Raw genomic sequence first — 24,444 nt, forward strand, 5'->3', positions numbered from 1 at the left:
GGAACTCGCACTCCCCGGCCGGACCCTACCCGGCACCGGGACCGGGGGATCGATTGCGCGCCATGCCGGGACAAATGCAGCCCACCCGCCATGGATGACTCCACCCGGCCATCCGAGGCGCTCCCAGAGCGCCGAGTCGTCGATGGCAGAAACGGAAGATCCGCGGAGCCTGTGGCAGAAGACGGACCTCATGGTCTGACGAGTGCCGACGCGGATCGGCGGCGCGCCGAGGCCGGTCCCAACCAGCTGCCGACCCCCAGACGTCAGCCCGCATGGCGACGGCTTCTGGCGGAGATGTCGCACTTCTTCGCGCTGATGCTCTGGTGTGCAGGCGGACTGGCGTTCGTCGCCGGTATGCCGGCCCTGGGTGTGGCCATCTTCGTCGTCATCGTGGTCAACGGGGTCTTCGCCTTCGTGCAGGAGGAACGTGCCGAACATGCCGCGGCGCGCCTGCGTGATCTCCTTCCGAGCGGCGTCCGGGTCCGGCGCGACGGGATGGTCGTCGACCTGCCGGCCTCCGAGCTCGTCCCGGACGATGTCGTGCTGCTGTCGGCGGGTGATCGGGTACCTGCCGATGTGCACCTCATGCAGGCACAGGGTGTGCGCGTCGACGAGTCGATGCTCACCGGTGAGAGCGTGCCCGTCCCGATGACGACCGGCGAGGATGCGAATGCGGGCACCTTCGTCGTCGACGGTGACGCCGAAGCTCTCGTCGTCCGCATCGGCGGCGCCACCCGACTGGCCGAGATCGCCGGCCTGACGGCAGGTGTGCGGCGTCGTCGGAGCCCGCTGGCGCGCGAGATCGGCCGCGTGGTGCGCACGGTGGCGATCGTCGCCGTGATCGCGGGTATCGGGTTCTTCGGGATGGCGCTCCTCACCGGCACTCCCGCCGAGGACGGTTTCCTGTTCGCGATCGGCGTCACGGTCGCATTGGTACCCGAGGGCCTGTTACCGACGGTCACCCTGTCGCTGGCCATTGGGGCACAGCGGATGGCCGCGCGCGACGGGTTGGTCAGACACCTGGAGGCCGTGGAGACGCTCGGATCGACGACCTACATCTGCACCGACAAGACTGGCACCCTCACGCTCAACCAGATGAGCGTCGTACAGGTGTGGACGCCTGCGGGAGCCGTGTGTATCTCCGGCGACGGCTACGAACCGCAGGGTGAGGTCGATGCCGCTTCGCAGGCCCGAGACGCCGCACGGATGGCCGTCGATGCGGCCCGCCGTTGTTCGCAGGGCAGAATCGTCGAGCGAGACGGGACCTGGGACCCGGTGGGTGACCCGATGGAGGCCGCCATCGACACCGCATATCGCCGACTCGGTGACCACTTTGGTGAGCCCGTCGAGGCGACGACCTCCGGTCACCGACCTTTCGATCCGGAACGCCGCAGGGAATCGGTCGTATCGGACGGGTGGTTGGTGGTGAAGGGTGCGCCCGAGAGTGTGCTCCCCCGCTGCGCGGACCAGGCCGATGAGGTGCATGCGGTCACCGACAATCTTGCCGCACAGGGCCTTCGGGTCCTGGCCGTGGCGCGCCGGGCGGCGGACGCGCTCGACCCGAGCATGAGCGACGACGAGGTGGAGCGCGATCTCACCCTGCTCGGACTGTTGGCCATGCAGGACCCACCCCGCCCCGGAGTATCCGAGTCCATCGCGCAGTGCCGGGAGGCCGGAATCCGGCTCGCCATGCTCACCGGCGATCATCCACGAACCGCTCTCGCGATCGCGCAGCAGATCGGTCTGATCGGGCCGGGCGGGACCGTGCTCAGCGGCGACGACCTTCCCGACGACGACGCCGCCCTGCGCCAACTCCTCGACCGCGACGGTGTCGTACTGAGCCGGGTTACTCCTGAGCAGAAGCTGTCGGTGGCGCGCACATTGCAGGGCGCAGGCCACGTCGTCGCGATGACCGGCGACGGGGTGAACGACGCCCCAGCGTTGCGCCAGGCCGACATCGGCGTGGCGATGGGACTCTCGGGCACCGATGTCGCCCGGGAGGCCGCCGACCTGGTCCTGCTCGACGACCACTTCTCGACGATTGTCGACGCCGTCGAGCAGGGCCGGGCCACCTACGCCAACATCAGGCGATTCCTCACCTACCACCTCACCGACAACGTCGCGGAGCTCACCCCCTTCGTGGTGTGGGCCGCGTCGGGCGGTCACATCCCGCTCGCGATCGGCGTGTTGCAGATCCTCTGCCTCGACATCGTGACGGACCTTCTCCCCGCACTGGCGCTCGGCGGCGAGGCCGCAAACCCGAAGACCCTGCATCGCCCGCCGGAACGGCGCCACATCATCGACCCGGTTCTGCTGCGGCGCGTCTTCGGGGTCCTCGGTCCCACCGAAGCGGTGACGGAGATGACGGCCTTCCTACTCGTCTTCGTGGCAGCCGGTTGGCGGCCGGGCGATGAATTCCCCGGTGGCCACGTCCTCGCCGCGGCCTCGGGCGCGGCATTCGCGACGGTGATCGTCGGACAGGCAGCAAACGCCTTCGCCTGCCGTAGCGCCACCAAGTGGCCCGGCGCCCTCGGCTGGACCACCAATCGGCTGCTGGTGATCGCGGTGGCGACCTCGGCAGCATTGATGGTGGTGTTCCTGTCCGTGCCCGGGCTCGCGGGACTCCTGGGGCAGGCGATCCCGCCATTGATCGTCTGGCCCGTGATCCTTGCGGCGGCGCCGGCGGTGTTGCTGGCCGATGGCCTGCACAAGACCTGGCGTGCGCATCGCCGGGATCGGCTCTCCAAGTGAGAATCCCGCAGACACAACCCCTTCGATTCGGCGGGGTTGCCGATTGACGCGCGCGGCGCCGCAATGCGCAACCCCGTACGCATCACTCCTGTGCGACGACGCCCCTGCACGCTAGAATCCGACCATGGCCACATCTGATCGGCCGAACAAGACGCAACTGGTTCGCGATGAGGAAGTCGAGATCGCCGCCGGACCGGTCCGCGTGGCCGGCCACCTGACGATCCCACCGAACCCCCGAGGAATCGTCGTCTTCGCCCACGGCAGCGGGAGCAGCAGGTTCAGCCCGCGAAACATCTTCGTCGCCGACGTTCTCGTCGAAAGTGGCTTCGGCACACTGCTGTTCGACCTCCTGACTCCGGCCGAAGAGGCCAACCGCGCCAACGTCTTCGACATCGAGCTACTGGCGAGCCGGCTGGTTCACGTCACCGAGTGGCTGGCCGGGCAACCCGACATCGCGTCGCTGCCGATCGGGTTCTTCGGCGCCAGCACCGGCGCCGGCGCGGCCTTGCGCGCGGCCGCCGATCCACGGGTCGACGTCGCCGCAGTGGTCTCGCGCGGCGGCCGGCCCGATCTCGCCGGCGCAGCGCTCGCCGCGGTGACCGCACCGACCCTACTCATCGTCGGCGGTCACGACGATGTGGTCATCGGACTGAATCAGCAAGCACAGCAAGCGATGTCGGCAGAGTGCCGACTCGAGATCGTTCCCGGCGCCACGCACCTCTTCGAGGAACCCGGCACCCTCGCGAAAGCTGCCACATTGGCGCGCGACTGGTTCCTGGCGCATCTCGCATAGGACACGATCCACCCCACGCCACCCGTGGATCGCAAACGACGACATAGAGGAGCTTGACCTCGTACGAGGCTCACACAGTTCACGAGAGGAAATCATGACCGATGTCGCCGGCCCCGAGACCCGCCCACCCAACCCCGAGGATCTGCGTCGCCGCTGCGAGGATGTCGTGCTCGCCTGGCGCGACCGGCTCGTCGCCGCAAGTCACGACCTGCACGCCCACCCGGAACTCGCCTTCGAGGAGCATCGGTCGGCAGCCGTGGTCGCGGCCCTGCTGCGCGACGCCGATTTCGACGTCACTGTCGGGGTCTGGGGTCTGGACACCGCCATCGAGGCGGTCTACGGCGACGGCGACATGACGGTGACCCTGTGCGCCGAGTACGACGCCCTGCCCGGTATCGGGCACGGGTGCGGACACAACATCATCGCGACCGCGGGTGCGGGTGCGGCGATCGCGCTGTCCCGGGTCGCCGACGAGCTGGGGATTCGGGTGAAGCTACTGGGCACGCCGGCCGAGGAGAAAGGCGCAGGCAAAGCGCACCTGCTCGAGGCAGGCGCCTGGGAGGATGCGACGGTGTCGCTGATGGTGCACCCAGGGCCGGGAATCGTGGCGCCCACCGCGGGCATTTCGACTCAGTCCCGGGATCGTTTCCGGGTCGAGTTCACCGGGCGCGCAGCACATGCCGCCGCGGCCCCGACCGCGGGCATCAATGCCGGTGATGCGGCAACCATCATGCAGGTGGCGATCGGGCTGCTGCGCCAGCACCTGCCGGACACCGTACGCGTCAGCGCGGTCACACTGTCGGGTGGCGATGTCTCCAATATCATCCCGGCGACGGCCGTGGTGGAGGCCGAGGTGCGGTCGTTCGACATGACCGAGACCGCCGATATCAAGAAGCGAGTGCTCGCGTGTGTCGACGGCGCGGCAACGGCCACCGGGTGTGGCTACTCCATCACCCCGGTGGACCCGGTCTATGAACCACTGATCCAGTACCCGTTCCTGGCAGATCGTTTCGATGCCGCACTGGAACACCGTGGTCGGGTGATCACGCCGATCGACCGTGCGCTCGGCGGCGGTTCCACCGATATGGGGAATGTGTCGCAGGTCGTGCCCTCGATCCATCCGATGATCGGCGTGATGGGGTCGACATCGGCGCCGCACACCGCGGACTTCGCGCGGGACGCGGTCACGCCGGCCGCCGACGACGCGATCGTGGATGGTGCGTACGCACTGGCGGCGGCCGTCGTCGACCTTGCCACCGATCCCGACGCGCGGGCGGCGGTGACGGAGCTCAAGCGCAACCGGGCGCCCGGCGCCACCCGCAAGCCCGCCTACGGGGAGGCGCCTGCCCCGGGCTGACCGGCAGCGACGCCGTCACCTCGGCGTCCACGCGATGCATCGTCGCCTCGTAGGTCTGCATCCGGCGGGTGAACCCCACGGTCTGATCGGATGGCCACCACGACCAGCAGGGATCGGCGTCATCGTGTTGGGCCAGTTGACCGCCCAGATCGTCGGTCGCCCGTGCACGAAGGGCGAGCATGTCCCCGATCGACTCGGGTCGGGAAGGCGTGGATTCGATGCTGACCGACAACGGCCGCGCAGTCGAGGTCATCGGGAGGCATGTCTGCATCGGCCCATCGCGTCCGACGTGTGTGCGTACACAATTGGGTCGTGGCGATAACACACGGTCCCTCGAGGCCATACACGAAGGTCTGGCTCACGCGGTCAAGCGATTTCGGCCCGGGTCGGAACGGACGAGCGGCCGAGGTGCGGTGACGGCCGGCAAGGTCACCCACGTGGCCGAGGACGTCTTCGCGGTCAGGCTGGGCCGCGGGCCATTGGCCTCGAACGTGTACCTCGTCGGTTCCGGGGAGGATTGGGTGCTGGTGGACACCGGGTGGGCCGGCAACCACATGGCCATCCGGGAGGCCGCGGCGTCCGTGTTCGGGCCGACGAAGCCACCAGCGGCAATCCTGCTGACGCACATCCATCCCGACCACTCCGGTTCCGCCGGCGAGCTGGCGCGTGATTGGCAGGTGCCGGTGTTCGCCCACGCCGACGAGGTACCGATGGCGGCCGGCAAATATCTGCCGGAGTACTCGATGCCGCTGGACCGGTGGATCGTGGACCCGATACTGCGCCTCCTACCCGCCGGGACGCGGGCCCGGATCGAGGCCGGGAACGACATCACCGACGTGGTACAGGCGCTGCCGGCGAACGGCGAGGTGCCGGGCCTGCCGGACTGGCACGTCGTCCCCGCGCCGGGGCACACGCCCGGCCACGTCGCCTACCTGCGGCGACGCGATCGGGTCGTGATCTGCGGCGACGCGGTGCTGACCGTCGACGTGAACTCGGTGATCGGGGTGTTGGCCGGGCGTGAGCGACTGTGCGGGCCACCGTGGTACACGACCTGGGACCGGCAGACCGCGCGGGAATCGATCGCGGCACTCGCCGCATTGCACCCGCGCATCCTCGCACCCGGGCACGGCCCTGCGCGTGGCGTCGAGAACGCTGCGCTGCAAGCGCTGGCCCGGGACGGGTAGCCCTCAGTCCGATCCGAAGACGGGTCCCACGGCAGGCGGAGACGCGACGATCGCCGGCAACACGAAGGTGGCGACATAACGCCGGACCGTATCCGGATCATCGGCTCCCGGGATGACGTCGAGGAGAAGCGCCAGCGCCACACCGAGAATGAAGCGGCCGACGTCCCCCGGCACCAGGCCACCCCGCAACCGATCGCTGAACAGCGCGAACACCTGCTCGTAGAGACCGGTGACCATGTCACTGAGCAGAGGCGAATTGGCCAACAGACTGGCCACCCCGTGCTCCGAACCCGAGGAAAGCAACACCAGTATCGGATCGCGTCTCACGACGGTGGCCACGTAGACCAGCGATCCGGAGATCAGGTCGGCCACGTCGTCGGTGGGAGTGATGTCGCTGATCACCTGTGCCACGTGGCGATCCATCACCTGCGCCGCCACCCCGATGACGAGATCGTCACGGCCGTCAAAGTGCCGGTAGAGCACCGCGCGCGTCACGCCCGCACGCCGCGCGACGTCCGCCATGGTGATGTCGAGTCCGCGCTCGGCGAAGCAGGACTCCGCCGCGTCCACCAGTTGTCGGCGAGCCTGCTCCGGGGTGTTCCCGCCTCCGGACGGACGTCCGCGCCGGCGGGACGATCGCGGCGAGTTAATTGACATATAGGCCTCAATGTATATTATTTGCGTATGGGGACACACGTCACCGATACAACCTACGGGCAGTGGCGGACCGGACTCCGTGCGCTGGCCCACGTCTTCGGGCTCCGGTTCAACCATGACAAGGTCTTCGAAGCAGTGCTGGCATTCGGCTTCCCGACGTTTCAGCGGGAGTATCGGAAACTGCGGGAGTCACCCGAGGGCCGCCGGCTCCTCGAGGACAAACCCGACCTGATGGCGCTCCTCGGTGACGGCGACTACCTCGCCACCCTGCCCCCGGGATCGCTGGGCGCCGCGTATCGCGACTTCCTGAGGATGCACCGGCTGGATGCCGGGGTGTTCGACGCCGCCGATGTGATCCAACCGATCGTCGAGCGCAACGGCTGGGACCCGGATTTCGGATACATGATCCACCGGGGCACCGTCCTCCACGACGTGTTTCATGTTCTGGGCGGGTACGGGCCGGACCTCGGTGGCGAGATCGGCAACCTCGGCTTCACCCACGGCCAGCTGGGCAACTGCCGAACCACCGCGGTCTTCGGAGTGATCGCCTGCGCGATCGTGGGCGGCGGATCATGGCAGCGCAAGCGGCAGTATTGGAACGAGGCGGTGGACCGCGGGAGGGCGGCGAGAATCCTGATGGCCGCGCCCTACGAGGAACTATTGGGGCGGCCGCTGTCCGAGGTGCGCGAGCTGCTGCAGGTGGCACCGGCGTCGACGGCGCATCCGGACGGTCATTTCTACTCGCCGTGGCAGCTTCCGGTAGGAGGCGACGCCGATCCCTTTGAACCGTGGGACTACGAGGCCACGCTGATGCGCGCCGACGGGGTGGACGACCGGATACCGGCTTCCGGACCGACGACCGGCTGAGTCCTCGAGGGCGGACACCGCCTCCGCGAGCGCAGTTGAGGCTCGGTCACCTCGCGTTCGGGCTCTCGGGCTCTCGGCCGCGTCGGCGGTTCGGCCTCCTGGAGTCGGCGTACAGTCTCTTCAGATGGGCAACGGAGCCGCTGTCACCTTCGGCGGGGCACTCAAGACCGAGTTGTCCCGGATGCGACGGCACCCGGCCGACACCCTCGTGGTCGTCGCGCTGAACGGCGTGTTGATGACGATTGTCTGGTTCGCCCTGCCACGCAGTTGGTTCTTCGTTTTCACCGGGCCGTCGGGATATGCGCTGGCGCTCGCCACCTGGATGTACGCCGACGTGACCGCAACCAATGTCCTCGCCGCCGACCGGGAGCGCGCACTGGAACTGCTGGACGACCCGGAGTCGATGCGTACCGTTCTGCGTGCCAAACAGACAGCGTTGTGGCTGATCGTCGCGCCGTTGTGCTCCGTGGTGGCCATCGCATGTGGATTCTTCGAACAGGACTGGCCCTATACGGTGCTCGTCGTACTCGCGGTCGCCATCATCCCGGTCGGCGCGCTGGCGGTGTCCGGACTGGTCGGTGTCCTCTTCCCGTACCACGCGCGCTCGTTGAGGTGGCGGTGGCGCGAACGGCATCGATTCCGTCCGGTGATCCTGCGCTGGTCGGTGCTGTCCGTGATGCCCTTCGTGGTGTATCCGCTGACGGCGATCCTCATCTTGGCCATTCCACTCGGGATCTGGTGGCTCCTCACGGAGTTCGATGGCGGTCGCCGGGTGCCGACATCCGTCTTCGCCCTGTGCCTTCTGGGCGCGACGCTGATCGCCTTCGCATGTTGGATGACGGCGCATCGGTTCGCAGTCCACTGGATCGGACAACACTCCGCTACGTTGCGCGATTACCTGTCGGACCCTGACAGGGGCTGAGTCCTGCCTCGGGGTATCCGACCGACGACACCGCCACGGCGTAGGGTCGCCAAGGAGCGACCAGATGCCGATACAACGCAGGAGGGATCCGTGCCCACATCCCGCGAACCGTCGCCATCGGCTGCGATCGCAGCCGAATCGACCTACACGCCACCACGACTCGACGGGCGCACCATCGCCATCACCGGCTGCACCAGCGGCACGGGTCGGGTGATGGCAATGACCTGTGGAACATCCGGCGCACGGATCCTGATGCTGAATCGTCCGTCGGCACGCGCCGATGCTGTGCTCGCCGAACTTCGTGATGCCGGCGTCGACTCGACGGCCGTCCCCTGTGACCTGCAGAGCTTCGACAGCGTCCGCGAGGCTGCCGAGTTACTCGCCCAGCACTGCCCATCCGGCCTGGACGTGCTGTGCAACAACGCCGGTGTCATGGGACTGCCGGATACGGCGACGGTCGACGGCTGCGACGTCCAGATGCAGACCAATCACCTCTCCCATTTTCTGTTGACGTCGCTCGCGTGGCCGGTGTTGGTCGCCGCCGCCGAGGAGCGCGGCGAGGCGCGGGTGGTGAACCAGACGAGCGGGGCCCGGCACGGAAAGCCGCTCGACGCCGCATATCTGGGCGCGAACGGCGGCGACCTCGGTGGCGACGGTTTTCCCGGCTTCGGCAAATGGCGTCGTTACCAACAGTCGAAGCTCGCCAACCTGATGTTCACCTACGCCCTGCACGACAGGATCCCGAGCACCGGCGCGGCGGCGAAGGTCAAGAGCCTGTGCGCGCACCCCGGCCCCACCGACTCCGGACTCCAGGCCAAGACGACCGCGGCCGGCGGCACCCAGCTGATCGACCGACTCATCCTGCGGCGGACGCTGCGGGTCGCCCACCCGTCGAGGTCGGCGCGGAGGGCATCCTGCGGGCTTCGTGCGACGACGGCGCCGGCAGCGGCGAGTTCTACGGACCGCCGGGACGCGGCAAGCCTGGGCCGGCCGAATTGCTTCCCGCCGAACGCAATCCCGACTCGGAGCGCTTGTTGTGGGAGACCAGCCTCGCCACGACGGGGATCACGGATTTCTTCCGGGCGTAGGTGCGCCGCGCCCCGGTGATCAGAGCCGGCCCCGCGCGACGAACCTGACCCGATCCCCGCGGTAGTACGAGCGGGTCCACTCCACGATCCGCCCGTCCGAGTCACGCGAGACCCGGTCGATCAGAAGCAGCGGCGCACTGGTCGGCACCTGCAGGTGAGTCGCATGCTCCGGCGACGCCAACGCGGTCTGTACACAGTCCTCCACGTCGGTGATGGTGATCCCGAAATCCTCGCGCAGTGTCGCGTACAGGGAGCCGCTCTCGTCGACCCGCGCCGCGAGACCCGGCAGATCACCGGGCAGGTGCGCGGTCTCCAGTGCAAGCGGTTCACCACCGACGATGCGCAGGCGGGTGAGGACATGCACCGACGCGCCCACGTCGATGCCGAGATGGGCGGCGGTCTCGGCATCCGCGGCCGCCTGCTCGGCCGACAGCAGGGTCGTTTCGACCGTCATGCCCATGGCCTGCAGGTCGTCGCTGAACGAGGTGAGCTGCCGCATGAGCACCGGCTTCGACGGCGCGACATAGTTGCCGCTCCCCTGCGTGCTGCTGAGCACGCCTTCCGCCGTCAGCTCGGCCAGCGCCTTGCGCAATGTGGTCCGGGACGTACCGAGCTCCGCCGCCAGCCGGCGTTCCGGCGGCAGCGACGCACCGGGTCCGAGACCGGCGATTCGCTCCTGCACGGCCATCTTGACCTGGAAATACCGCGGACCCGAGGAGGTGCGCGAGGGCTGCGGGGCGGGCGAAGGCGCGGATGTGGTGGACACGGATTCGACCCTACCCATTGACGCAGGCAATTGGTATATGCCAATGTAGTCTCCATCACACAGATTGGTATATACCAATTAGTACGAGGATAGGAGTACCAATGACGACTATGAGTGTGATGAGTCGCAGATCGACCTCCGGCGCACTCGTCGGGGTTGCCGCGGCCAGTGTCGGAGTCATCTACGGCTACGACAGCAGCAACATCGGCGCTGCACTCAACTTCATCGCCCAGGACTTCGGTCTGGGCGACGGCGGCAAGCAGGCCCTGGCCACTGTCGTGGTGATCGGCGAGATCCTGGGCGCGATCGCGGCCGGCTGGGTCGCCAACCGGATCGGCCGCAAATGGTCGATGGTCGCGGTGGCCGCCACCTACTGCCTGTTCGCCCTGCTCAGTGCGCTGGCACCGTCCAACGCCGCTCTGCTGGGGGCTCGTCTGCTACTCGGGGTCACCATCGGACTGTCGGTCGTGATCGTGCCGGTCTTCGTCGCCGAGTCGGCGGCACCGCACCGAAGAGGCGCCATGCTTGTCGCGTATCAAGTGGCGACCATCGTCGGCATCATCGCCGGCTACGTCGTCGGGTACTTCCTCGCCGGTGCATCGGCCTGGCGGTGGATGCTGGGTCTTGCCGCCCTCCCCGCGCTGTTCGTGACGTTGCTGGTGCTGCGGATGCCCGACACCCCACGCTGGTATGTGACCCGCGGCCGGTTCGACGAGGCACGAAATGCGCTGGCGGGCATCGACCCCCAGGCCGACGTGGACCTCGAGATCGCCGAGATGCGTGCCGCCCTGGGCGAAGCGTCCGGCGGCCGACTGTCCGAGATGCTCCGCAGGCCCTGGTTGCGCGCCACCGTCTTCGTCGTCGGTCTGGGCTTCCTGATCCAGATCACCGGCATCAACGCCGTCGTCTACTACAGCCCGAAACTGTTCGAGGACATGGGTTTCAGCGGCGACTTCGGCACCCTGATGATGCCGGCCTTCGTCCAGATCGCGGGCCTCGCGGCGGTCATCATCTCGCTGTTCACCGTCGACCGGATGGGACGACGACCCATCCTCCTGGGTGGCATCGCAGCGATGGTCGTGGCAACCATCATGCTGATCATGACCTACGGGCCGCTGCACGGAAATGGTACGGCCGCACACCTTCTCGGTTTCGGTGGGCTCGTCCTTTTCACCATGGGCTTCTCCTTCGGTTTCGGCGCGCTCGTCTGGGTATACGCCGGCGAAGCGTTCCCGGCCCGACTGCGCTCCTACGGTTCGTCGATGATGCTGACCTCCGACCTGGTGGCCAACGCGATCATCGCCGCCTTCACCCTGTCGCTGATCAACCTCATCGGTGGAGCGGGCACATTCGCGATCTTCGGGGCGTTCGCCCTCGTCGGATTCGTCTTCGTCTACCTGCTCGCCCCGGAGACCCGCGGCCGAAAGCTCGAGGATATCCAGCACTTCTGGCAGAACGGCGGACAGTGGCCCGCGGACGACCCGATCATCACGTCGGTCGGTGATCCCCGATGACCACGCCCGAGACGACGGGATCGCACATCATGGCCTTCGACATCGGCGGCTCCAAGACCCACGCGGTCCGCACCGTCGACGGAGAGGTCGTCGCGGAGGCCGTCGTCGGCAGCGCGAACGTGTCGTCGGTCGGCGACGACGAGGCCGGACACCAGCTCGATCTCGCCATCGAACGTCTCGGCGGACCCGGCGAGGTGCGCGCGGCCTGCGCGGGCGCCGCCGGCGTCGACACGCCTGACACCGTCCGACGGCTCCATGACCTGATCGCCGATCGCCTACCCTGTGCCCGCGTCCGCATCGTGCACGACAGCCAGCTGATCCTGGCCGCCGCCGGCCTTGAGAACGGCATCGCGCTGATCTCGGGCACCGGATCGGTCGCCTGGGGACGCAACGGATCTCGTAGCGTACGCGCCGGCGGGTGGGGCTACCTCCTCGGCGACGAGGGCAGCGGCTACTGGGTCGCCCGAGAAGCTGTCCGGCGCACCCTCGCGCTTGCCGACGACGGGCAACCCTACGGCGAATTGGGACAACTGCTGGCCGCCGACTGCGGACTCCCCGACGCCACCGAACTGCTGAATCACTTCTATACCCAGACGAATCGACGCTATTGGGCCGGGCGAGCACGGGTGGTCTTCGAACTCGCCAACGCCGGAGATCCCGCCAGCCGCAGCATCGTCGACGACGCCGCCCGCGCGCTCGCCGCACTGACCGGTCTCGTCGCGCGACGACTCGACATCAGCGGCCCCGTCGTGCTGGCGGGCGGGCTCGCCGTGCACCAACCACTGCTCGCCGACGCGGTCGGTACCGAATTGGCCCACCTCGGTCTCGGGGAGATGCGTGTTCTCGCCGTCGACCCGGTGCGGGGCGCCGTCGCACTCGCCACGCAACTCCTGGCCGAATGCGGCCACCCGACGACCACGGCCGCCGCCCATGACCAGTAGCGACCAGACCACCCACGACAAGCAAGGAACCACACTCATGACCACCAAGGATGCACCGGGCCGCCTGATGGCGGCGGAGATCGCCGAACAGCCGACCCGCTGGCACCGGCTACTCGACGACGGACGTCCGACCATCGCCGACATCGCCGCGCAGATCGCCGCGCACCGACCACGATTCGTCCAGTTCGTCGCCCGCGGGACGAGTGACCACGCCGCCTTGTACGCCAAGTACCTCGTGGAGATCGTCCTGCAGATCCCCGCCGGCCTCGTCTCCCCCTCGACGGTGACCGTCTACGGCGCGCGCCCCGACCTGCGCGACGTGCTCTACATCGCGGTCAGTCAGTCCGGCGGATCACCTGACCTCGTCCAGTCCGTCGAGGTTGCGAGAGCCCAGGGCGCGCTGACCGTCGCGATCACCAACAACGACACCTCGCCGCTCGCCGACGCCGCCGAGTTGCACATCGATGTCCTTGCCGGACCGGAGAAGTCGGTGGCGGCGACGAAGTCCTACACTTCCGAGTTGCTGGCGCTGTACCTGCTCATGACCCACATCGCCGGCGCCGACGACTCGGCCGCGACCCTGCTCCCAGAACTCGGCGAACAGGTCCTCAAGGCCGACGACCAGGTCCGCACGGTAGCCCAGCGCTACCGTTTCGCTCAACGCCTGATCACCACCGGACGCGGGTACTCATACCCGACCGCGCGGGAAGCAGCGCTGAAACTCATGGAGACGTCGTATCTTTCGGCGCAGGCGTTCTCGGGCGCCGACCTGCTGCACGGCCCCTTGGCGACCGTCGATCCGCAGGTTCCGGTGCTGGCGGTGGTCCCGGCCGGCGCCGGCGGCGAGGCAATGCGGCCGGTCCTCGAGCGGCTCGCGGACCGTGACGCCGACGTATTCGGCGTGGGTTCTCCCGAACGGATCGCCAACCTGACCGGCGGCATCGCACTCCCCGACGGCGTCCCCGACGCATTGTCGCCGCTGCTGGAGATCATCCCGCTCCAACAACTCGCCCTGCATCTGGCGATCGCCAGGGGCGGAGACCCGGACACCCCGCGTGGACTTCGCAAGGTCACGGAGACGCTGTGACGAGATCAGCGGACCTCGACGGCGAGCAGCTCGTCGCGGCGTCGGCGGTCGTGAGCGGCGGGCACGTGCTGCGGCCGGGATGGTTCACCAGCCGCGACGGCCGCATCACCTCCGTGAGTGAAGGGCTGCCAGCGCGGTCGCCGGATCTCGACTTTCCCACGCAGACAATCGTTCCCGGGTTCGTCGACATGCACGTACACGGGGGCGGCGGCGCCACCTACACCGCCGGCGACCCCGACAGTGTTCGGCAGGCCGCCGCATTTCACCAGGTGCACGGGACCACCACCACAGTGGCGAGTCTGGTGAGTGCCGGACCGTCAGCTCTCCTGGCGCAGGTCCGCGACCTCGGTGAACTCGTTGCCGACGGGGTGATCGCGGGGATTCATCTCGAGGGCCCGTGGCTGAGCCACTCCCGATGCGGTGCACACGATCCCACTGTTCTGCGCCCGCCCGACCCGGAAGAGATCGATCGGGTGCTGCGTGCCGGCGCCGGCACGATCTCGATGGTCACCATCGCACCCGAACTCGACGGCGCACTCGATGCGATCGCGCGATTCGCCGACGCCGGTGTCGTCGTTGCGGTCGGTCACACCGAGGCGACCTACGAGCAGACGCGGGCGGCGATCGGCGCCGGTGCACGCGTCGGCACACACCTGTTCAACGCGATGCGCCCGCTACACCATCGCGAGCCGGGCCCGGTGCTGGCGTTGCTGGAGGACGACCGCGTCACCGTGGAGATGGTCGGCGACGGCGTCCACGTCCATCAGCGACTGCTCACCCATGTCGTCGGCGATGTGGGCGCCGGGCGGGTCGCCCTGGTCACCGATGCGATGGCCGCCGCGGGTATGAGCGATGGCTCGTATCGGCTGGGTGTGCTCGAGGTGGACGTGACCGATGCCGTTGCGCGAGTGCGGGCGACCGGTGCCATCGCCGGCAGTACCGCGACGATGGGGCTGCTCTTCGAACGTGCGCTCGCCTCGCTGCCCGGGCCGGCCGACGCCGCACTCACTGCCTCCTCGGCCATGGCGTCGACGACCCCGGCCCGCGCGATCGGCGTGCACGATGCCGGCGACCTGAGCCCAGGCATGCGAGCCGACTGGGTTGTCGTCGACGACGGCCGGGTGCAGGAGGTCTATCGCAGGGGCGCGCTGGTGGCGGATCCGGGGGTCATCGCCGGGTTCGAGTCCCCCCGGCCGCGCGGTCTGCGAGCGTAAGCTGGGTCCGACGAGGAGCCGACGATGACTTCCGACCCCCACCCGTCCGGCGAGACGCTGATCGCCTCCGTCCAGCGCGCCCTGCGGCTGGTCGACATCGTCGTGAACTCGTCCCGGCCGGTGACGCCGAAGGCTCTTGCGACAGCGTCGGGCCTGACGCTCGGTACGACCTACAACCTGGTGCGGACGCTGATCCGCGAGGGGTACCTGGCGGCGGAGCCCGACGGGCTCGTGCTGGCGTCGCACTTCCTCGGGCTGCACGAGGAGGACGCGTCGGGCGTGTTCCTCGCCAGGGTGCGCGAGGCGCTGAACGACGTGGCCGAAGGCCTCGGCGCGACGGCGTATCTGTCGCGGTACACCGACGGCGAGGTGCACCTGGTCGACATCGTCGACGCGAAGTCGAGTCCGCGCGTAGACCTGTGGGTCGGCATGCAGTCGAGCGCGCATGCGACGGCGCTCGGCAAGCAGATCCTCGCCGAGCTGCCCGCCGAGGAGCGCAGCGACTATCTGTCGCGCCACTCGCTCGACGAGCTGACGCCGTACACGATCAGCGATCGCCGCGTGCTGCTGCAGCAGCTGGAACTACCGGCCCCGGCCGTGGTCGATCGTCAGGAGTACGCCATCGGCTTCACCTGCCTCGCGGTGCCCGTGCGCGCGCCCAGCGTGACGGCATCCCTCGCCGTCTCCCTCCCCGCACACACCGACGACGACACCGACTCGGCGGCGTTCACGGCGCTCGCGGCGCGGCTGCGCGGCATCGCGAATCGCTTGTCACTGCGCCTGGGCGGCGACCGTTTCGGGCAGTCCGCGCAGTAGCGGCGGCATCCTGTTCACCATCTGAAATCACGTCTCTGTCGCCGGCTCGGCCGCCCTGCTTATCGTGAGCCCACCGGCGGGCCGAGCGGCCCGTCGCCATCTGACAACGTCGTCAGAACGGAGGTCTGAAAGATGACGTCATCCGCACGCCTCGACGACGCGACGCGTCGCGAGCTGCTCAACACCATGCTTCTCATCCGCACGTACGAGGAAGCCATCCTGCGTGAATACCACGCCGACAAATTGCCGGGATTCGACATCGGCGCGGGGCTAGTGCCCGGAGAGATGCACCTGGCCGCGGGACATGAACCGGTCGCCGCAGGCGTCTGCGCGCACCTGACCCGCGACGACGCGCTCACCGGCACGCACCGGCCCCATCACATCGCGATCGCACACGGAGTCGACCTGCGCGCCATGACCGCCGAGATCTTCGGACGGGAGACCGGACTCGGCCGCGGCCGCGGCGGGCATATGCACCTGTTTGACCCCGCGACGCACTTCTCGTGCTCCGGGATCATCGCCGAGGGCCTGCCGCCGGCGCTGGGTCAGGCCTTCGCGTTCCGGCAGCGGGGATCGGACCGCATCGCGGTCGCGGTCACCGGCGAAGGCGCGGCGAACCAGGGCGCCTTCCACGAGTCACTCAACCTCGCGGCGCTGTGGAAGCTGCCGGTGGTGTTCGTCGTCGAAGACAACGAGTGGGCCATCTCGGTACCGCGCGCCGCGTCCACCTCGATCCCGTCCAACGCCGACCGCGCCGCCGCCTACGGCATGCCGGGCATCCGCGTCGAAGGCAACGACGTCGAGGGGGTGTACCGGGCCGCCGAGGAGGCGGTCGCCAGGGCCCGCGCGGGCGGCGGACCCTCGCTCATCGAGGTGCACACGCTGCGCCTGTGGGGCCACTTCGAGGGCGACGCGCAGGGCTATCGCTCCGACCTCGAGGGCGTGCCCGGTCGCGATCCGATCCCCACCTATCAGGTGCGGCTCATCGCCGACGGCGTCGTGAGCGACGGTGATGTCGACGTGATGCGAGCGAGCGCCGCCGAACGCGTCGAGGACGCCATCGAGTACGCGAAGTCCTCGCCCACCCCCGACCCCCACCACGCCCTCGACTACGTGTTCGCGGAAGGAGCACACGCATGAGCACGACAGATCATGCCGCACCCGCGGCTCTCGCGGTCGAGCCCGACGCCGGCCGCCGCAAGCTCTCGACCGCCAAGGCGATCCAGGAGGCCATCGCCCAGCAGATGCGCGCCGATTCATCGGTGTTCGTCATGGGCGAGGACGTCGGCCCCTACGGCGGCATCTTCTCCTCGACCACGGGCCTCATCGACGAATTCGGATCCGGGCGGGTCCTCGACACCCCGATCTCGGAGACCGCGTTCATCGGGCTGGGCATCGGAGCGGCCGTGGAGGGCATGCGGCCGATCGTCGAGCTCATGTTCGTGGACTTCTTCGGCGTCTGCATGGACCAGATCTACAACCACATGGCGAAGATCCACTACGAGTCCGGCGGCAACGTGCGCGTGCCCATGGTGCTGATGACGGCGACCGGCGGAGGCTACTCCGACGGTGCGCAGCACTCCGAGAACCTCTGGGGCACGTTCGCGCACCTGCCGGGCATGAAGGTCGTCGTGCCGTCGACCCCATACGACGCGAAGGGCCTGATGACCGCGGCGATCCGCAGCGATGACCCGGTCGTCTTCATGTTCCACAAGGGGATCATGGGGCTCGGGTGGATGAAGAAGAACCGGCGCTCCATCGGCGCCGTGCCCGAGGAGCCGTACGAGGTGCCGATCGGCAAGGCCCACGTCACCCGCGAGGGCACCGACGTCACGGTCGTGACGGTGTCCCTCTCGGTGCACCACGCGCTCGATGTGGCGGAAAAGCTCGAGGGCGAAGGGGTCAGCGTCGAGGTGATCGATCTGCGATCGCTCGTGCCGCTGGACCGCGAGGCGATCGTCACCTCGGTGTCGAAGACCGGGCGACTCGTCGTCGTCGACGAGGACTACCAGTCGTTCGGCATGACGGCCGAGGTCATCGCATCCGTCGCCGAGCGCAACCCGTCGCTCCTCAAGCACGTGTCGCGCGTGGCGGTGCCCGACGTACCGATCCCGTATGCGCGGGAGCTCGAGTACGCGGTGCTGCCCACGCCGGCCCGCATCGAGGCGGCGATCCGGGAGGCAGTGACCGGATGAGCGATGTGCTGTTCCCGTCGATGTCGGATGACGCCGACGCGACGGGTGTCGTCGTCACCTGGTTCGTCGACAACGGCGACGAGGTTGCCGAGGATGCGCTCATCGCCGAGGTGGCGATCGAGAAGGTCGACCAGGAGGTGCTGGCTCCGGCATCCGGCGTCATCTCGCTGCTGGTGGCCGAGGATCAGGAGGTCTCACAAGGGAGTGTCATCGCCACGATCGGGTGACGCGGGCCCCGCGTGTGAGAATGCTGCCCGTGGCCGTCGCCGACGCTTCACCCTTCAGCGGCCGGACCCTCGTCATCCGCGAGGACGACCGGCCGGATGCCGAGACCCACCTCGCCCGATCGGTGGACCTGTTGCGTGCCGTGGCGGCGGGCGCGATCGCCGAGCACCGTGTGGTGCGGCTGTCGACCCCCGTGCCCACCGTCGCGATGAGCCGTCGCGAGAGTCGGCTTCCCGGTTTCGAGGCGGCGCAACGCTTCTCGCGGCTCCGCGGGTTTGCGCCGGCCATTCGTCCCACGGGCGGGCGAGCCGTCGCGTACGACCCGACGTGCATCGTGTTCGACATCGTCGCGCGTGAGCGCGAGGGCGGGCTCGGTCAGGCGCGGTTCTTTCGCGACGTCGGTGACGCGCTCACCGCGTCGCTGCGCGGCCTCGGGGTCGACGCCCGGGTCGGCGACGTACCGGGTGAGTACTGCCCCGGCGAGTTCAGCATCAACGCCCGAGGCGTCGTGAAGCTGATCGGTACGTCGCAGCGCGCCGTGCGCGGAGCGCGGCTGCTGAGCGGAATGCTGCCGCTCGGCGATGTCGGGCACTTCGTGGATGTCCTCACCGAGGTCAACGCCGCGCTCGAACTCGACTGGGATCCCACGACGTTCGGCAGCCTCGGTGCCGAGGTGCACGGCATCGCGCGCACGGTGGTCGAAGATGTGATCGTGGCGGCGCTCGTCTCGCCAGTGGGATGATGACACCCATGCCCATGCCCGCACCGTTGCCCGTCAAAGACGGGGTCGGACCGACGCGGTTGCGGGTCCCGACGTCCGGGCCGTGGGCGACCGTCGCCGAGTACATGGTCGCGACGTTCGACCACCTGGACCCCGACGACCTGTACCGACGGTTCGACGCCGGCGAGATCGTCGGCATCGACGGCAGTCCGATCGATCGCGGCGCGGCGCTGGATGCGCACCGGTTCGTCTGGTACTACCGCGATCTGCCGGTGGAGGAACCGGTGCCGTTTCACGAGGAGATCCTGCACGTCGACGACGACCTCGTCGTGATCGACAAGCCACACTTCCTCCCGACCACCCCGGGCGGGCGATACCTCCGCGAGTCCGCGCTCGTCCGGTTACGGATCCGCCTCGACAACCCAGATCTGACACCCATCCACCGGCTCGACCGAGCGACCGCAGGCCTGGTGATGTTCGCCGCCCGTCCCGCGACACGGGGCGCATACCAGTCGCTGTTCGAGAAGCGGCGCGTCGCCAAGACCTATGAGGCAGTTTCGGCGCGCCCGACCGGCTGGGATCCGGACGCACCCACGCTGGCCGGGCACGCCGTTCCCGTCGTCTACCGCAACCACATCCAGGCACGCCGCGGAGAGTTGCGGGTCGTCGTCGACGACTCCCGCGCACCGAACGCCGAGACGCTGGTCGAGGTGGGGGGCTCCGGAGTCAGCGCCTCCGGACATGCCGTGCTGCACACGATCCTGCGGCCACACACCGGACGGATGCACCAACTGAGAGTGCACCTCGCGGCGCTCGGCATCGGCATCCTGGGCGACCGGTGGTATCCCGGTCTGCTGCCCGAGTCACCCGACGATCATTGCCTCCCACTTCAATTGCTCGCGCGCGAACTGGAGTTCACCGATCCGCTGACGGGGACGCCGCGGCGGTTCGTCTCCCGCCGGACGCTCAGCGAGGCGCCCGTCCCGACCGAATCCTGACCATCGCGGAAGTTGCCGTGTGCGGTGCTCAACGCAGCAAACGGCAACTTGGCTGCGGGCGGCCCACCCCTCGTCGGTAATCTGTCCGTCGTCCGCGCACACCGGAGCGCGCCGGACGACGACGCCCCGTGCCCCGATAGCGAGACGAGATGCCGACGACCTCCCCACACCTACCGTTTCTGCTGATCTCCATCCGCGCGGAGCAGGAGGCGGCGGACGACGAGTACCAGTCGGTCCTCCGCCTCGGTCGGCTCGAGCCGATCGAACTCCGTGGAGTCAACCTGACGCAGCAGCCCTTGGGATCGATCGATCTCGACGACTGGTCCGGTTTCATCCTCGGCGGCGGCCCGTACAACGTGAGCGATCCGGCGGAGTGCAAGACCGGTACCCAGCGACGTGTCGAGAGCGAGCTGCTCGACTTCGTCGGCCGCGTCGTCGACGCCGATGCGCCGTTCCTCGGCTGTTGCTACGGGGTGGGCACACTCGGCACGGCGATCGGTGCCACCGTCGACCGACGGTACGGCGAACCCGTGGGTGCCGTCAGCGTCACCCTGACCACCGATGGGCGCGACGATCCGCTGTTCGCCTACGTCCCGGAGACTTTCGACGCATACGGCGGCCACAAGGAAGCGGCCGCGACGCTACCCGCCACCGCGGCCCACCTCGCCACGTCGCCGACGTGCCCGGTCCAGGCGTTCCGCGTAGGGAAGAACGTGTACGCCACCCAGTTCCACCCGGAACTCGACGCCGACAGCCTGGCGACCCGCATCGACGTCTACCGCGACTTCGGCTACTTCGCGCCGGAAGAGGCGGACTCGCTGAAAGCATCGGCCCGCGAACGCGACGCGCGGTATCCGACCGAAATCCTGCGGCGGTTCGTCGAACTCTACCGACGCCCGGCCGCCTGAAGGTCGGCGCATCGGTGCGATCTGCTGTGGCAACCGGGTCGTAGCCCGGTCCCAGCCGCGGGCAGGGATTACCATTGCCGCCGAGGGGGTGGGTATGTCACAGATGCCGATGATCGAGATCCACGGGGCCGACGGTGAGTCGATCCTCTGCGACGGAATAACCGTGGCGAAGTTCCGACACCACGGCAAGGACGAGGCCGCCCGCAATCCGGTCTCGACCTACCGAGAACTGCAGGTCAAGGAGAAGACGTCACTGTTCGGAAAGCCGCGCAGCCCAAGGCAGTTCACCGCGCTGCTCGTCATGTCCTCGATCATGAGCCTCACCGTCGACGAGAACGGCAAGGCGGCCTTGGAAGCGATGGTGGACGGGTTCGGTCGCTGAGAAGCGGCCGCCTCACCGATTAGACGTCGTCGGTCCGCGATGTGGATGACGCACACCACGATGCGGTGCTACCGGCGGGCGACCGGCTGCCGCAGGATGGTGCGCAGCTTCGCGGGTGCGACCTTGCGGAAGTCGCTCAAGTAGATCTCGTGATGCTTACCGACCTTCCGCAGGTCGTGCCCGGGAATGAACTCGTCGTGCATCGCGGCCAGCACCGGCGCTTCGTCATCAAAGGAACCCATGTGCAACGTCTGCACGGAACGCCCCTCCGAGAGGTCCTCGAACCGCACGTCGTCGAGCCGGGCGGGCTGCTTCTTTGCCCGCACCTGTTCGGTTGCCGCGGTGACCATGTCGCCGTCGATCCAGTCCGGGACCATCAGCATCAGCGTCCAATCCCACCGCGACTTGTCACGCCGCTCGCCGAAGGCGTTCATGTCCTGCGCCCACCAGAGCCCTTCCAGTGGCGGAACCGTATAGTCGCGGCCGAGTTCCCGTTTGCTGGCGAACTTGATCGCGTACGCGATCGGATACAGCGTCTCGATCGCCTGGGCGAACGCCGACGACGTGTTGGGATCGCCGTGCCCGTCGATCATCAGGTATCGCAGGGTGGGTACGTCGAGGACGCGGAATTCTCCGTGTGCGGCCCGATAGGAATCGAGGGATTTCTTGAAGTCGATCTTGGCCTGCGCCATGCCATCAGGGTAGGCGAGCACGGTTATCGCGTCCCGGTGGCGACGCCGTCGAGGACGCGCCGGTAGTAGACCCTGAAGAATCTCGCGCCCGCGACGCGCATCACGGCCACCCCGATGTTCGCGGAGGTGTTCTTCGCCGTGATGTCCCAGATCCCGTGAACGTCGGAGCCTCCGTCGTGCCCGGCTGTGGCCACGATGGAGTGGATGCCCCCGCTCGCTGCGTAGTCGCTGTCGGTCACGGTCATCGTGACCGTCCCCGGCGTCGACCAGTCGTAATGCCAGATGGCGTAGAACTTCGGGAAGTCCTGTCCTTCCTGTACATCGGCGTCGGTGTCGCCGACGCGGTGCACCCGGTACAGCTTCGCCGACAGCGCGGGCCATCGCTTCGGTCGATTCGACGAGAAGTCCGTCAGAACCTCGACGACCTGCTCCGGCGTCGCGGTCGTGTGGAGATCGAATTCGAATCGCGTGCGCATCGCCGCCGTCACCCCCAATTCGTGTATCCCGGACATCATCGACACCACCATGATGAACCGGAGTCTCACCGACCGGAACCCGCACGCACACCTCGACCGAAGATCGGTCAGTCCCATCGGAACAGCCGGACCGCCACGATGGCCAGCACGACGCCCCAGGCGAGCATCACGGCAAGGTCGAGCCAGGAGGGCCAGCCGCCCTGTGCGGCGTCGGTGAGTGCGGCGACCGCCGCCCCGGTCGGCGTCGCGTCGGAGATCGCCAGCATCCAGCCGGGCATGGTGTCCCGCGGCCACCACAATCCCGCGAAGAACATCAGGACGAAGAACAGCACGGTCCCCGCCGCCGTCGCCACCTTGTTGGTGCGGCACACCGAAGCGATCATCATCCCGATCGCCATCAACGCCACCGCGGAGAACACGAAGGCGATGACGAACCCGATCGGATTCTTCGGCAACGGCGCCCCGGGGATCAGCGGCAACACCACCAATGCCACCAGCATCGCCACCTCGATCGCGAAGATGAGGATGACCTCGGCGAACAGCAGCGCGGCCGGTGACGCCGGCGTGGTCCGCAGGCGCCGGAGAATCCCGCGCTCCCGGTACCGGGTGAGCACATCCGGAAGGATCTGCACGCTGAGCATGAGCGACGAGAACATCACCAGGATCGGCTGGTAAATCCCGAACCAACTCTGCCCCGCGAGGTAGTCCGCCGGTTCCCGGGTGGCGGGAATCGACGCCAGAACCATCGTCGCGACGAGCGGGAGAATCCCCACCCAGATGATCAGCGCCGGATTCCGTCGCATCAACCGGGCCTCGCTGATCAGCAGCGGATGCAAGCCGCGAAAGACCCGGCGCAGGTCGGCACCAAACGCCGCGGCGATAGTCATCGTGTCGGCCTCCGCATGCCCCGCACCCGGCTCCTGCCTTCGGCGACCCGCGCGAGTTGTTCGTCGGGAGCGCCATCCACGTCCTGTTCGTCGACCACCCTGACGAACGCGTCCTCGAGACTGGACTGCTCCACCCTCAGCCCGGTGGCACGCGCGCCCTGACGGTCCAGCGCCAGCACCACATCGGTGATCAGCTCCTCGCCGCCGGAGACGATCAGCCCGGACCCGACGGACTCGACCGACCTCACCGACGAGAGCGCGCGGAGGGCGTCGAAGTCCACCGGACGATCCGGGACGAAGCGCACGGTCTGTGCCGTGGCGACCCGCGCGGCGAGCCCCTCGGGACTGTCGAGGGCGACAACGCGACCGTGATCGATGACCGCGACGCGGTCGCACAGGTGCTCGGCCTCGTCCATGAAGTGCGAGACCAGTAGCAGCGTCGTTCCTGCGTCGCGCAGTTCTCGGAGCATGCCCCACACCTCGCGACGCGCCCGCGGATCCAGTCCGGTGGTCAGCTCGTCGAGTATGGCCACCTTGGGACGGCCGACCAGAGCCAGTGCCACCGACAGCCGCTGCTTCTGCCCGCCGGACAATGCCTGGAAGTAGGAGCGGCGCTGATGGGCCAGCCCCAATCGCTCCATCAGATCCTCCGGGTCAGCCGGGTCCCGGTAGAACGCGGCATAGAGTTCGAGCGCCTCCGCCACGCGCAGTTTGTCCGGCAGCAGACTGTCCTGGGGTTGGATACCGAGCACGTCGCGGAGCTCCACATCCCCGTCGGCCGGATCCAAGCCGAGGACGTCGACAGAGCCGGCGTCGCGTCGGCGCAGCCCGCCGACACACTCGACGGCGGTCGTCTTTCCGGAGCCGTTGGGACCCAGCAGGCCGAAGATCTCACCGTGTTCCACGGTGAATGAGATATCGAGCGCCCCAACATTTCCCGGGTACACCTTGCGCAGACCGCGCACCGTGATCGCCGAGTTCGACATGCGGCCAGTATCGCACC

General features: G+C 68.2%; 25 protein-coding genes and 1 pseudogene. 19 read left to right on the plus strand and 7 right to left on the minus strand.

Features of this window, described 5'->3' with window-relative positions; translation table 11 throughout:
• Positions 1–90: 90 nt before the first annotated feature.
• From GORHZ_RS17715 to GORHZ_RS17725, 3 genes and pseudogenes are all read left to right on the plus strand, one after another.
• Positions 91–2,751: a cation-translocating P-type ATPase gene (locus tag GORHZ_RS17715; RefSeq protein ID WP_083877344.1), complete on the plus strand. Its 2,661-nt coding sequence runs from the start codon at positions 91–93 to the stop codon at positions 2,749–2,751.
• Positions 2,752–2,911: 160 nt separating this feature from the next.
• Positions 2,912–3,544: pseudogene (locus GORHZ_RS17720) on the plus strand (dienelactone hydrolase family protein); the annotation flags it as partial.
• Positions 3,545–3,638: 94 nt separating this feature from the next.
• Positions 3,639–4,901, plus strand: a complete 1,263-nt coding sequence (locus GORHZ_RS17725) for a M20 family metallopeptidase (RefSeq protein ID WP_006335382.1) — start codon at positions 3,639–3,641, stop codon at positions 4,899–4,901.
• Here GORHZ_RS17725 and GORHZ_RS31740 read toward each other — a convergent pair.
• Positions 4,834–5,244 (minus strand): maleylpyruvate isomerase N-terminal domain-containing protein, encoded by a 411-nt coding sequence (locus tag GORHZ_RS31740; RefSeq protein WP_083877345.1) that lies wholly within the window; start codon positions 5,242–5,244, stop codon positions 4,834–4,836. The two genes, GORHZ_RS17725 and GORHZ_RS31740, sit on opposite strands and share 68 nt — an antisense overlap.
• A 70-nt stretch (positions 5,245–5,314) precedes the next feature.
• On the opposite strand from GORHZ_RS31740, the gene GORHZ_RS17730 reads away from it, so the two are divergent.
• The gene (locus GORHZ_RS17730; protein ID WP_006335386.1) at positions 5,315–6,085 is read left to right on the plus strand and encodes an MBL fold metallo-hydrolase; all 771 of its coding nucleotides are present in this window, start codon (positions 5,315–5,317) and stop codon (positions 6,083–6,085) included.
• A 3-nt stretch (positions 6,086–6,088) separates the two neighbouring features.
• Here GORHZ_RS17730 and GORHZ_RS17735 read toward each other — a convergent pair whose 3' ends face one another.
• Complete coding sequence (locus GORHZ_RS17735; protein WP_040532382.1) at positions 6,089–6,742, minus strand: TetR/AcrR family transcriptional regulator; 654 nt, start codon at positions 6,740–6,742, stop codon at positions 6,089–6,091.
• A gap of 27 nt (positions 6,743–6,769) precedes the next feature.
• On the opposite strand from GORHZ_RS17735, the gene GORHZ_RS17740 reads away from it, so the two are divergent.
• The 3 genes from GORHZ_RS17740 (at position 6,770) to GORHZ_RS17750 (ending at position 9,638) form a co-directional block, all read left to right on the plus strand.
• Positions 6,770–7,609, plus strand: coding sequence for a Coq4 family protein (locus GORHZ_RS17740; RefSeq protein ID WP_006335390.1), 840 nt, complete (start codon positions 6,770–6,772; stop codon positions 7,607–7,609).
• A gap of 124 nt (positions 7,610–7,733) precedes the next feature.
• Positions 7,734–8,531: a hypothetical protein gene (locus tag GORHZ_RS17745; protein WP_006335391.1), complete on the plus strand. Its 798-nt coding sequence runs from the start codon at positions 7,734–7,736 to the stop codon at positions 8,529–8,531.
• A 90-nt stretch (positions 8,532–8,621) separates the two neighbouring features.
• Positions 8,622–9,638, plus strand: coding sequence for an SDR family NAD(P)-dependent oxidoreductase (locus GORHZ_RS17750; RefSeq protein WP_006335396.1), 1,017 nt, complete (start codon positions 8,622–8,624; stop codon positions 9,636–9,638).
• Here the strand turns inward: GORHZ_RS17750 and GORHZ_RS17755 are convergent, their stop codons facing one another.
• Positions 9,639–10,307 (minus strand): GntR family transcriptional regulator, encoded by a 669-nt coding sequence (locus tag GORHZ_RS17755; RefSeq protein ID WP_006335397.1) that lies wholly within the window; start codon positions 10,305–10,307, stop codon positions 9,639–9,641.
• A gap of 197 nt (positions 10,308–10,504) precedes the next feature.
• On the opposite strand from GORHZ_RS17755, the gene GORHZ_RS17760 reads away from it, so the two are divergent.
• The 12 genes from GORHZ_RS17760 to GORHZ_RS17815 all read left to right on the plus strand — a co-directional run bounded on the left by GORHZ_RS17760 (position 10,505) and on the right by GORHZ_RS17815 (position 21,386).
• Positions 10,505–11,899, plus strand: coding sequence for a sugar porter family MFS transporter (locus tag GORHZ_RS17760; RefSeq protein ID WP_245551451.1), 1,395 nt, complete (start codon positions 10,505–10,507; stop codon positions 11,897–11,899).
• Complete coding sequence (locus GORHZ_RS17765) at positions 11,896–12,840, plus strand: N-acetylglucosamine kinase (protein ID WP_006335401.1); 945 nt, start codon at positions 11,896–11,898, stop codon at positions 12,838–12,840. Before GORHZ_RS17760 ends, GORHZ_RS17765 begins: the two co-directional genes overlap by 4 nt.
• A 67-nt stretch (positions 12,841–12,907) precedes the next feature.
• Entirely contained in the window at positions 12,908–13,927 is a 1,020-nt protein-coding gene (locus tag GORHZ_RS17770) for an SIS domain-containing protein (RefSeq protein WP_217998340.1), read from the plus strand.
• Positions 13,924–15,141 carry an N-acetylglucosamine-6-phosphate deacetylase gene (locus GORHZ_RS17775; RefSeq protein WP_006335405.1) on the plus strand — a complete coding sequence of 406 codons (1,218 nt, stop codon included), beginning with the start codon at positions 13,924–13,926 and terminating at the stop codon, positions 15,139–15,141. Before GORHZ_RS17770 ends, GORHZ_RS17775 begins: the two co-directional genes overlap by 4 nt.
• Positions 15,142–15,165: 24 nt before the next feature.
• The gene (locus tag GORHZ_RS17780) at positions 15,166–15,957 is read left to right on the plus strand and encodes an IclR family transcriptional regulator (protein ID WP_006335406.1); all 792 of its coding nucleotides are present in this window, start codon (positions 15,166–15,168) and stop codon (positions 15,955–15,957) included.
• Between the two features lie 132 nt (positions 15,958–16,089).
• Positions 16,090–17,097, plus strand: coding sequence for a thiamine pyrophosphate-dependent dehydrogenase E1 component subunit alpha (locus GORHZ_RS17785; protein ID WP_006335408.1), 1,008 nt, complete (start codon positions 16,090–16,092; stop codon positions 17,095–17,097).
• Positions 17,094–18,152 (plus strand): alpha-ketoacid dehydrogenase subunit beta, encoded by a 1,059-nt coding sequence (locus GORHZ_RS17790; RefSeq protein WP_006335410.1) that lies wholly within the window; start codon positions 17,094–17,096, stop codon positions 18,150–18,152. Before GORHZ_RS17785 ends, GORHZ_RS17790 begins: the two co-directional genes overlap by 4 nt.
• Complete coding sequence (locus tag GORHZ_RS17795; RefSeq protein WP_006335412.1) at positions 18,149–18,379, plus strand: biotin/lipoyl-containing protein; 231 nt, start codon at positions 18,149–18,151, stop codon at positions 18,377–18,379. The genes GORHZ_RS17790 and GORHZ_RS17795 overlap by 4 nt, the downstream gene beginning before the upstream one ends.
• 29 nt (positions 18,380–18,408) lie before the next feature.
• On the plus strand, positions 18,409–19,119 hold the full coding sequence (locus tag GORHZ_RS17800; RefSeq protein WP_157205246.1) for a lipoate--protein ligase family protein: 711 nt from the start codon (positions 18,409–18,411) through the stop codon (positions 19,117–19,119).
• Positions 19,116–20,096 (plus strand): pseudouridine synthase, encoded by a 981-nt coding sequence (locus tag GORHZ_RS17805; RefSeq protein ID WP_040532383.1) that lies wholly within the window; start codon positions 19,116–19,118, stop codon positions 20,094–20,096. Before GORHZ_RS17800 ends, GORHZ_RS17805 begins: the two co-directional genes overlap by 4 nt.
• A gap of 149 nt (positions 20,097–20,245) precedes the next feature.
• Positions 20,246–21,004 (plus strand): glutamine amidotransferase, encoded by a 759-nt coding sequence (locus GORHZ_RS17810; protein ID WP_006335418.1) that lies wholly within the window; start codon positions 20,246–20,248, stop codon positions 21,002–21,004.
• A 94-nt stretch (positions 21,005–21,098) separates the two neighbouring features.
• A complete protein-coding gene (locus tag GORHZ_RS17815) occupies positions 21,099–21,386 on the plus strand; it encodes a hypothetical protein (RefSeq protein ID WP_006335420.1) in 288 nt (95 codons plus the stop codon).
• Positions 21,387–21,454: 68 nt separating this feature from the next.
• On the opposite strand, the gene GORHZ_RS17820 is transcribed toward GORHZ_RS17815, so the two are convergent.
• Genes GORHZ_RS17820 through GORHZ_RS17835 form a run of 4 tightly spaced genes read right to left on the minus strand, consistent with a single transcriptional unit; the run spans position 21,455 to position 24,427 of the window.
• On the minus strand, positions 21,455–22,078 hold the full coding sequence (locus GORHZ_RS17820; RefSeq protein ID WP_040532404.1) for a GyrI-like domain-containing protein: 624 nt from the start codon (positions 22,076–22,078) through the stop codon (positions 21,455–21,457).
• 23 nt (positions 22,079–22,101) lie between these two features.
• Positions 22,102–22,623, minus strand: a complete 522-nt coding sequence (locus GORHZ_RS17825) for a hypothetical protein (RefSeq protein ID WP_245551453.1) — start codon at positions 22,621–22,623, stop codon at positions 22,102–22,104.
• A 38-nt stretch (positions 22,624–22,661) separates the two neighbouring features.
• Complete coding sequence (locus GORHZ_RS17830) at positions 22,662–23,441, minus strand: ABC transporter permease (RefSeq protein ID WP_006335426.1); 780 nt, start codon at positions 23,439–23,441, stop codon at positions 22,662–22,664.
• Positions 23,438–24,427, minus strand: coding sequence for an ABC transporter ATP-binding protein (locus GORHZ_RS17835; RefSeq protein WP_040532384.1), 990 nt, complete (start codon positions 24,425–24,427; stop codon positions 23,438–23,440). Before GORHZ_RS17835 ends, GORHZ_RS17830 begins: the two co-directional genes overlap by 4 nt.
• Positions 24,428–24,444: the final 17 nt, after the last annotated feature.

It is taken from the genome of Gordonia rhizosphera NBRC 16068 (genome assembly GCF_000298195.1).
GTDB lineage: Bacteria > Actinomycetota > Actinomycetes > Mycobacteriales > Mycobacteriaceae > Gordonia > Gordonia rhizosphera.

Bases quoted from the DNA above. Each gene is read 5' to 3' on its own strand.
- GORHZ_RS17740 (WP_006335390.1), top strand. From the start codon at position 6,770: ATGGGGACACACGTCACCGATACAACCTACGGGCAGTGGCGGACCGGA.
- GORHZ_RS17795 (WP_006335412.1), top strand. From the start codon at position 18,149: ATGAGCGATGTGCTGTTCCCGTCGATGTCGGATGACGCCGACGCGACG.
- GORHZ_RS17770 (WP_217998340.1), top strand. From the start codon at position 12,908: ATGGCGGCGGAGATCGCCGAACAGCCGACCCGCTGGCACCGGCTACTC.
- GORHZ_RS17765 (WP_006335401.1), top strand. From the start codon at position 11,896: ATGACCACGCCCGAGACGACGGGATCGCACATCATGGCCTTCGACATC.
- GORHZ_RS17805 (WP_040532383.1), top strand. From the start codon at position 19,116: ATGATGACACCCATGCCCATGCCCGCACCGTTGCCCGTCAAAGACGGG.
- GORHZ_RS17785 (WP_006335408.1), top strand. From the start codon at position 16,090: ATGACGTCATCCGCACGCCTCGACGACGCGACGCGTCGCGAGCTGCTC.
- GORHZ_RS17810 (WP_006335418.1), top strand. From the start codon at position 20,246: ATGCCGACGACCTCCCCACACCTACCGTTTCTGCTGATCTCCATCCGC.
- GORHZ_RS17745 (WP_006335391.1), top strand. From the start codon at position 7,734: ATGGGCAACGGAGCCGCTGTCACCTTCGGCGGGGCACTCAAGACCGAG.
- GORHZ_RS17815 (WP_006335420.1), top strand. From the start codon at position 21,099: ATGTCACAGATGCCGATGATCGAGATCCACGGGGCCGACGGTGAGTCG.
- GORHZ_RS17725 (WP_006335382.1), top strand. From the start codon at position 3,639: ATGACCGATGTCGCCGGCCCCGAGACCCGCCCACCCAACCCCGAGGAT.
- GORHZ_RS17760 (WP_245551451.1), top strand. From the start codon at position 10,505: ATGAGTCGCAGATCGACCTCCGGCGCACTCGTCGGGGTTGCCGCGGCC.
- GORHZ_RS17790 (WP_006335410.1), top strand. From the start codon at position 17,094: ATGAGCACGACAGATCATGCCGCACCCGCGGCTCTCGCGGTCGAGCCC.
- GORHZ_RS17735 (WP_040532382.1), bottom strand. From the start codon at position 6,742: ATGTCAATTAACTCGCCGCGATCGTCCCGCCGGCGCGGACGTCCGTCC.
- GORHZ_RS17835 (WP_040532384.1), bottom strand. From the start codon at position 24,427: ATGTCGAACTCGGCGATCACGGTGCGCGGTCTGCGCAAGGTGTACCCG.
- GORHZ_RS17830 (WP_006335426.1), bottom strand. From the start codon at position 23,441: ATGACTATCGCCGCGGCGTTTGGTGCCGACCTGCGCCGGGTCTTTCGC.
- GORHZ_RS17780 (WP_006335406.1), top strand. From the start codon at position 15,166: ATGACTTCCGACCCCCACCCGTCCGGCGAGACGCTGATCGCCTCCGTC.
- GORHZ_RS17755 (WP_006335397.1), bottom strand. From the start codon at position 10,307: ATGGCCGTGCAGGAGCGAATCGCCGGTCTCGGACCCGGTGCGTCGCTG.
- GORHZ_RS17820 (WP_040532404.1), bottom strand. From the start codon at position 22,078: ATGGCGCAGGCCAAGATCGACTTCAAGAAATCCCTCGATTCCTATCGG.
- GORHZ_RS17715 (WP_083877344.1), top strand. From the start codon at position 91: ATGGATGACTCCACCCGGCCATCCGAGGCGCTCCCAGAGCGCCGAGTC.
- GORHZ_RS31740 (WP_083877345.1), bottom strand. From the start codon at position 5,244: ATGGCCTCGAGGGACCGTGTGTTATCGCCACGACCCAATTGTGTACGC.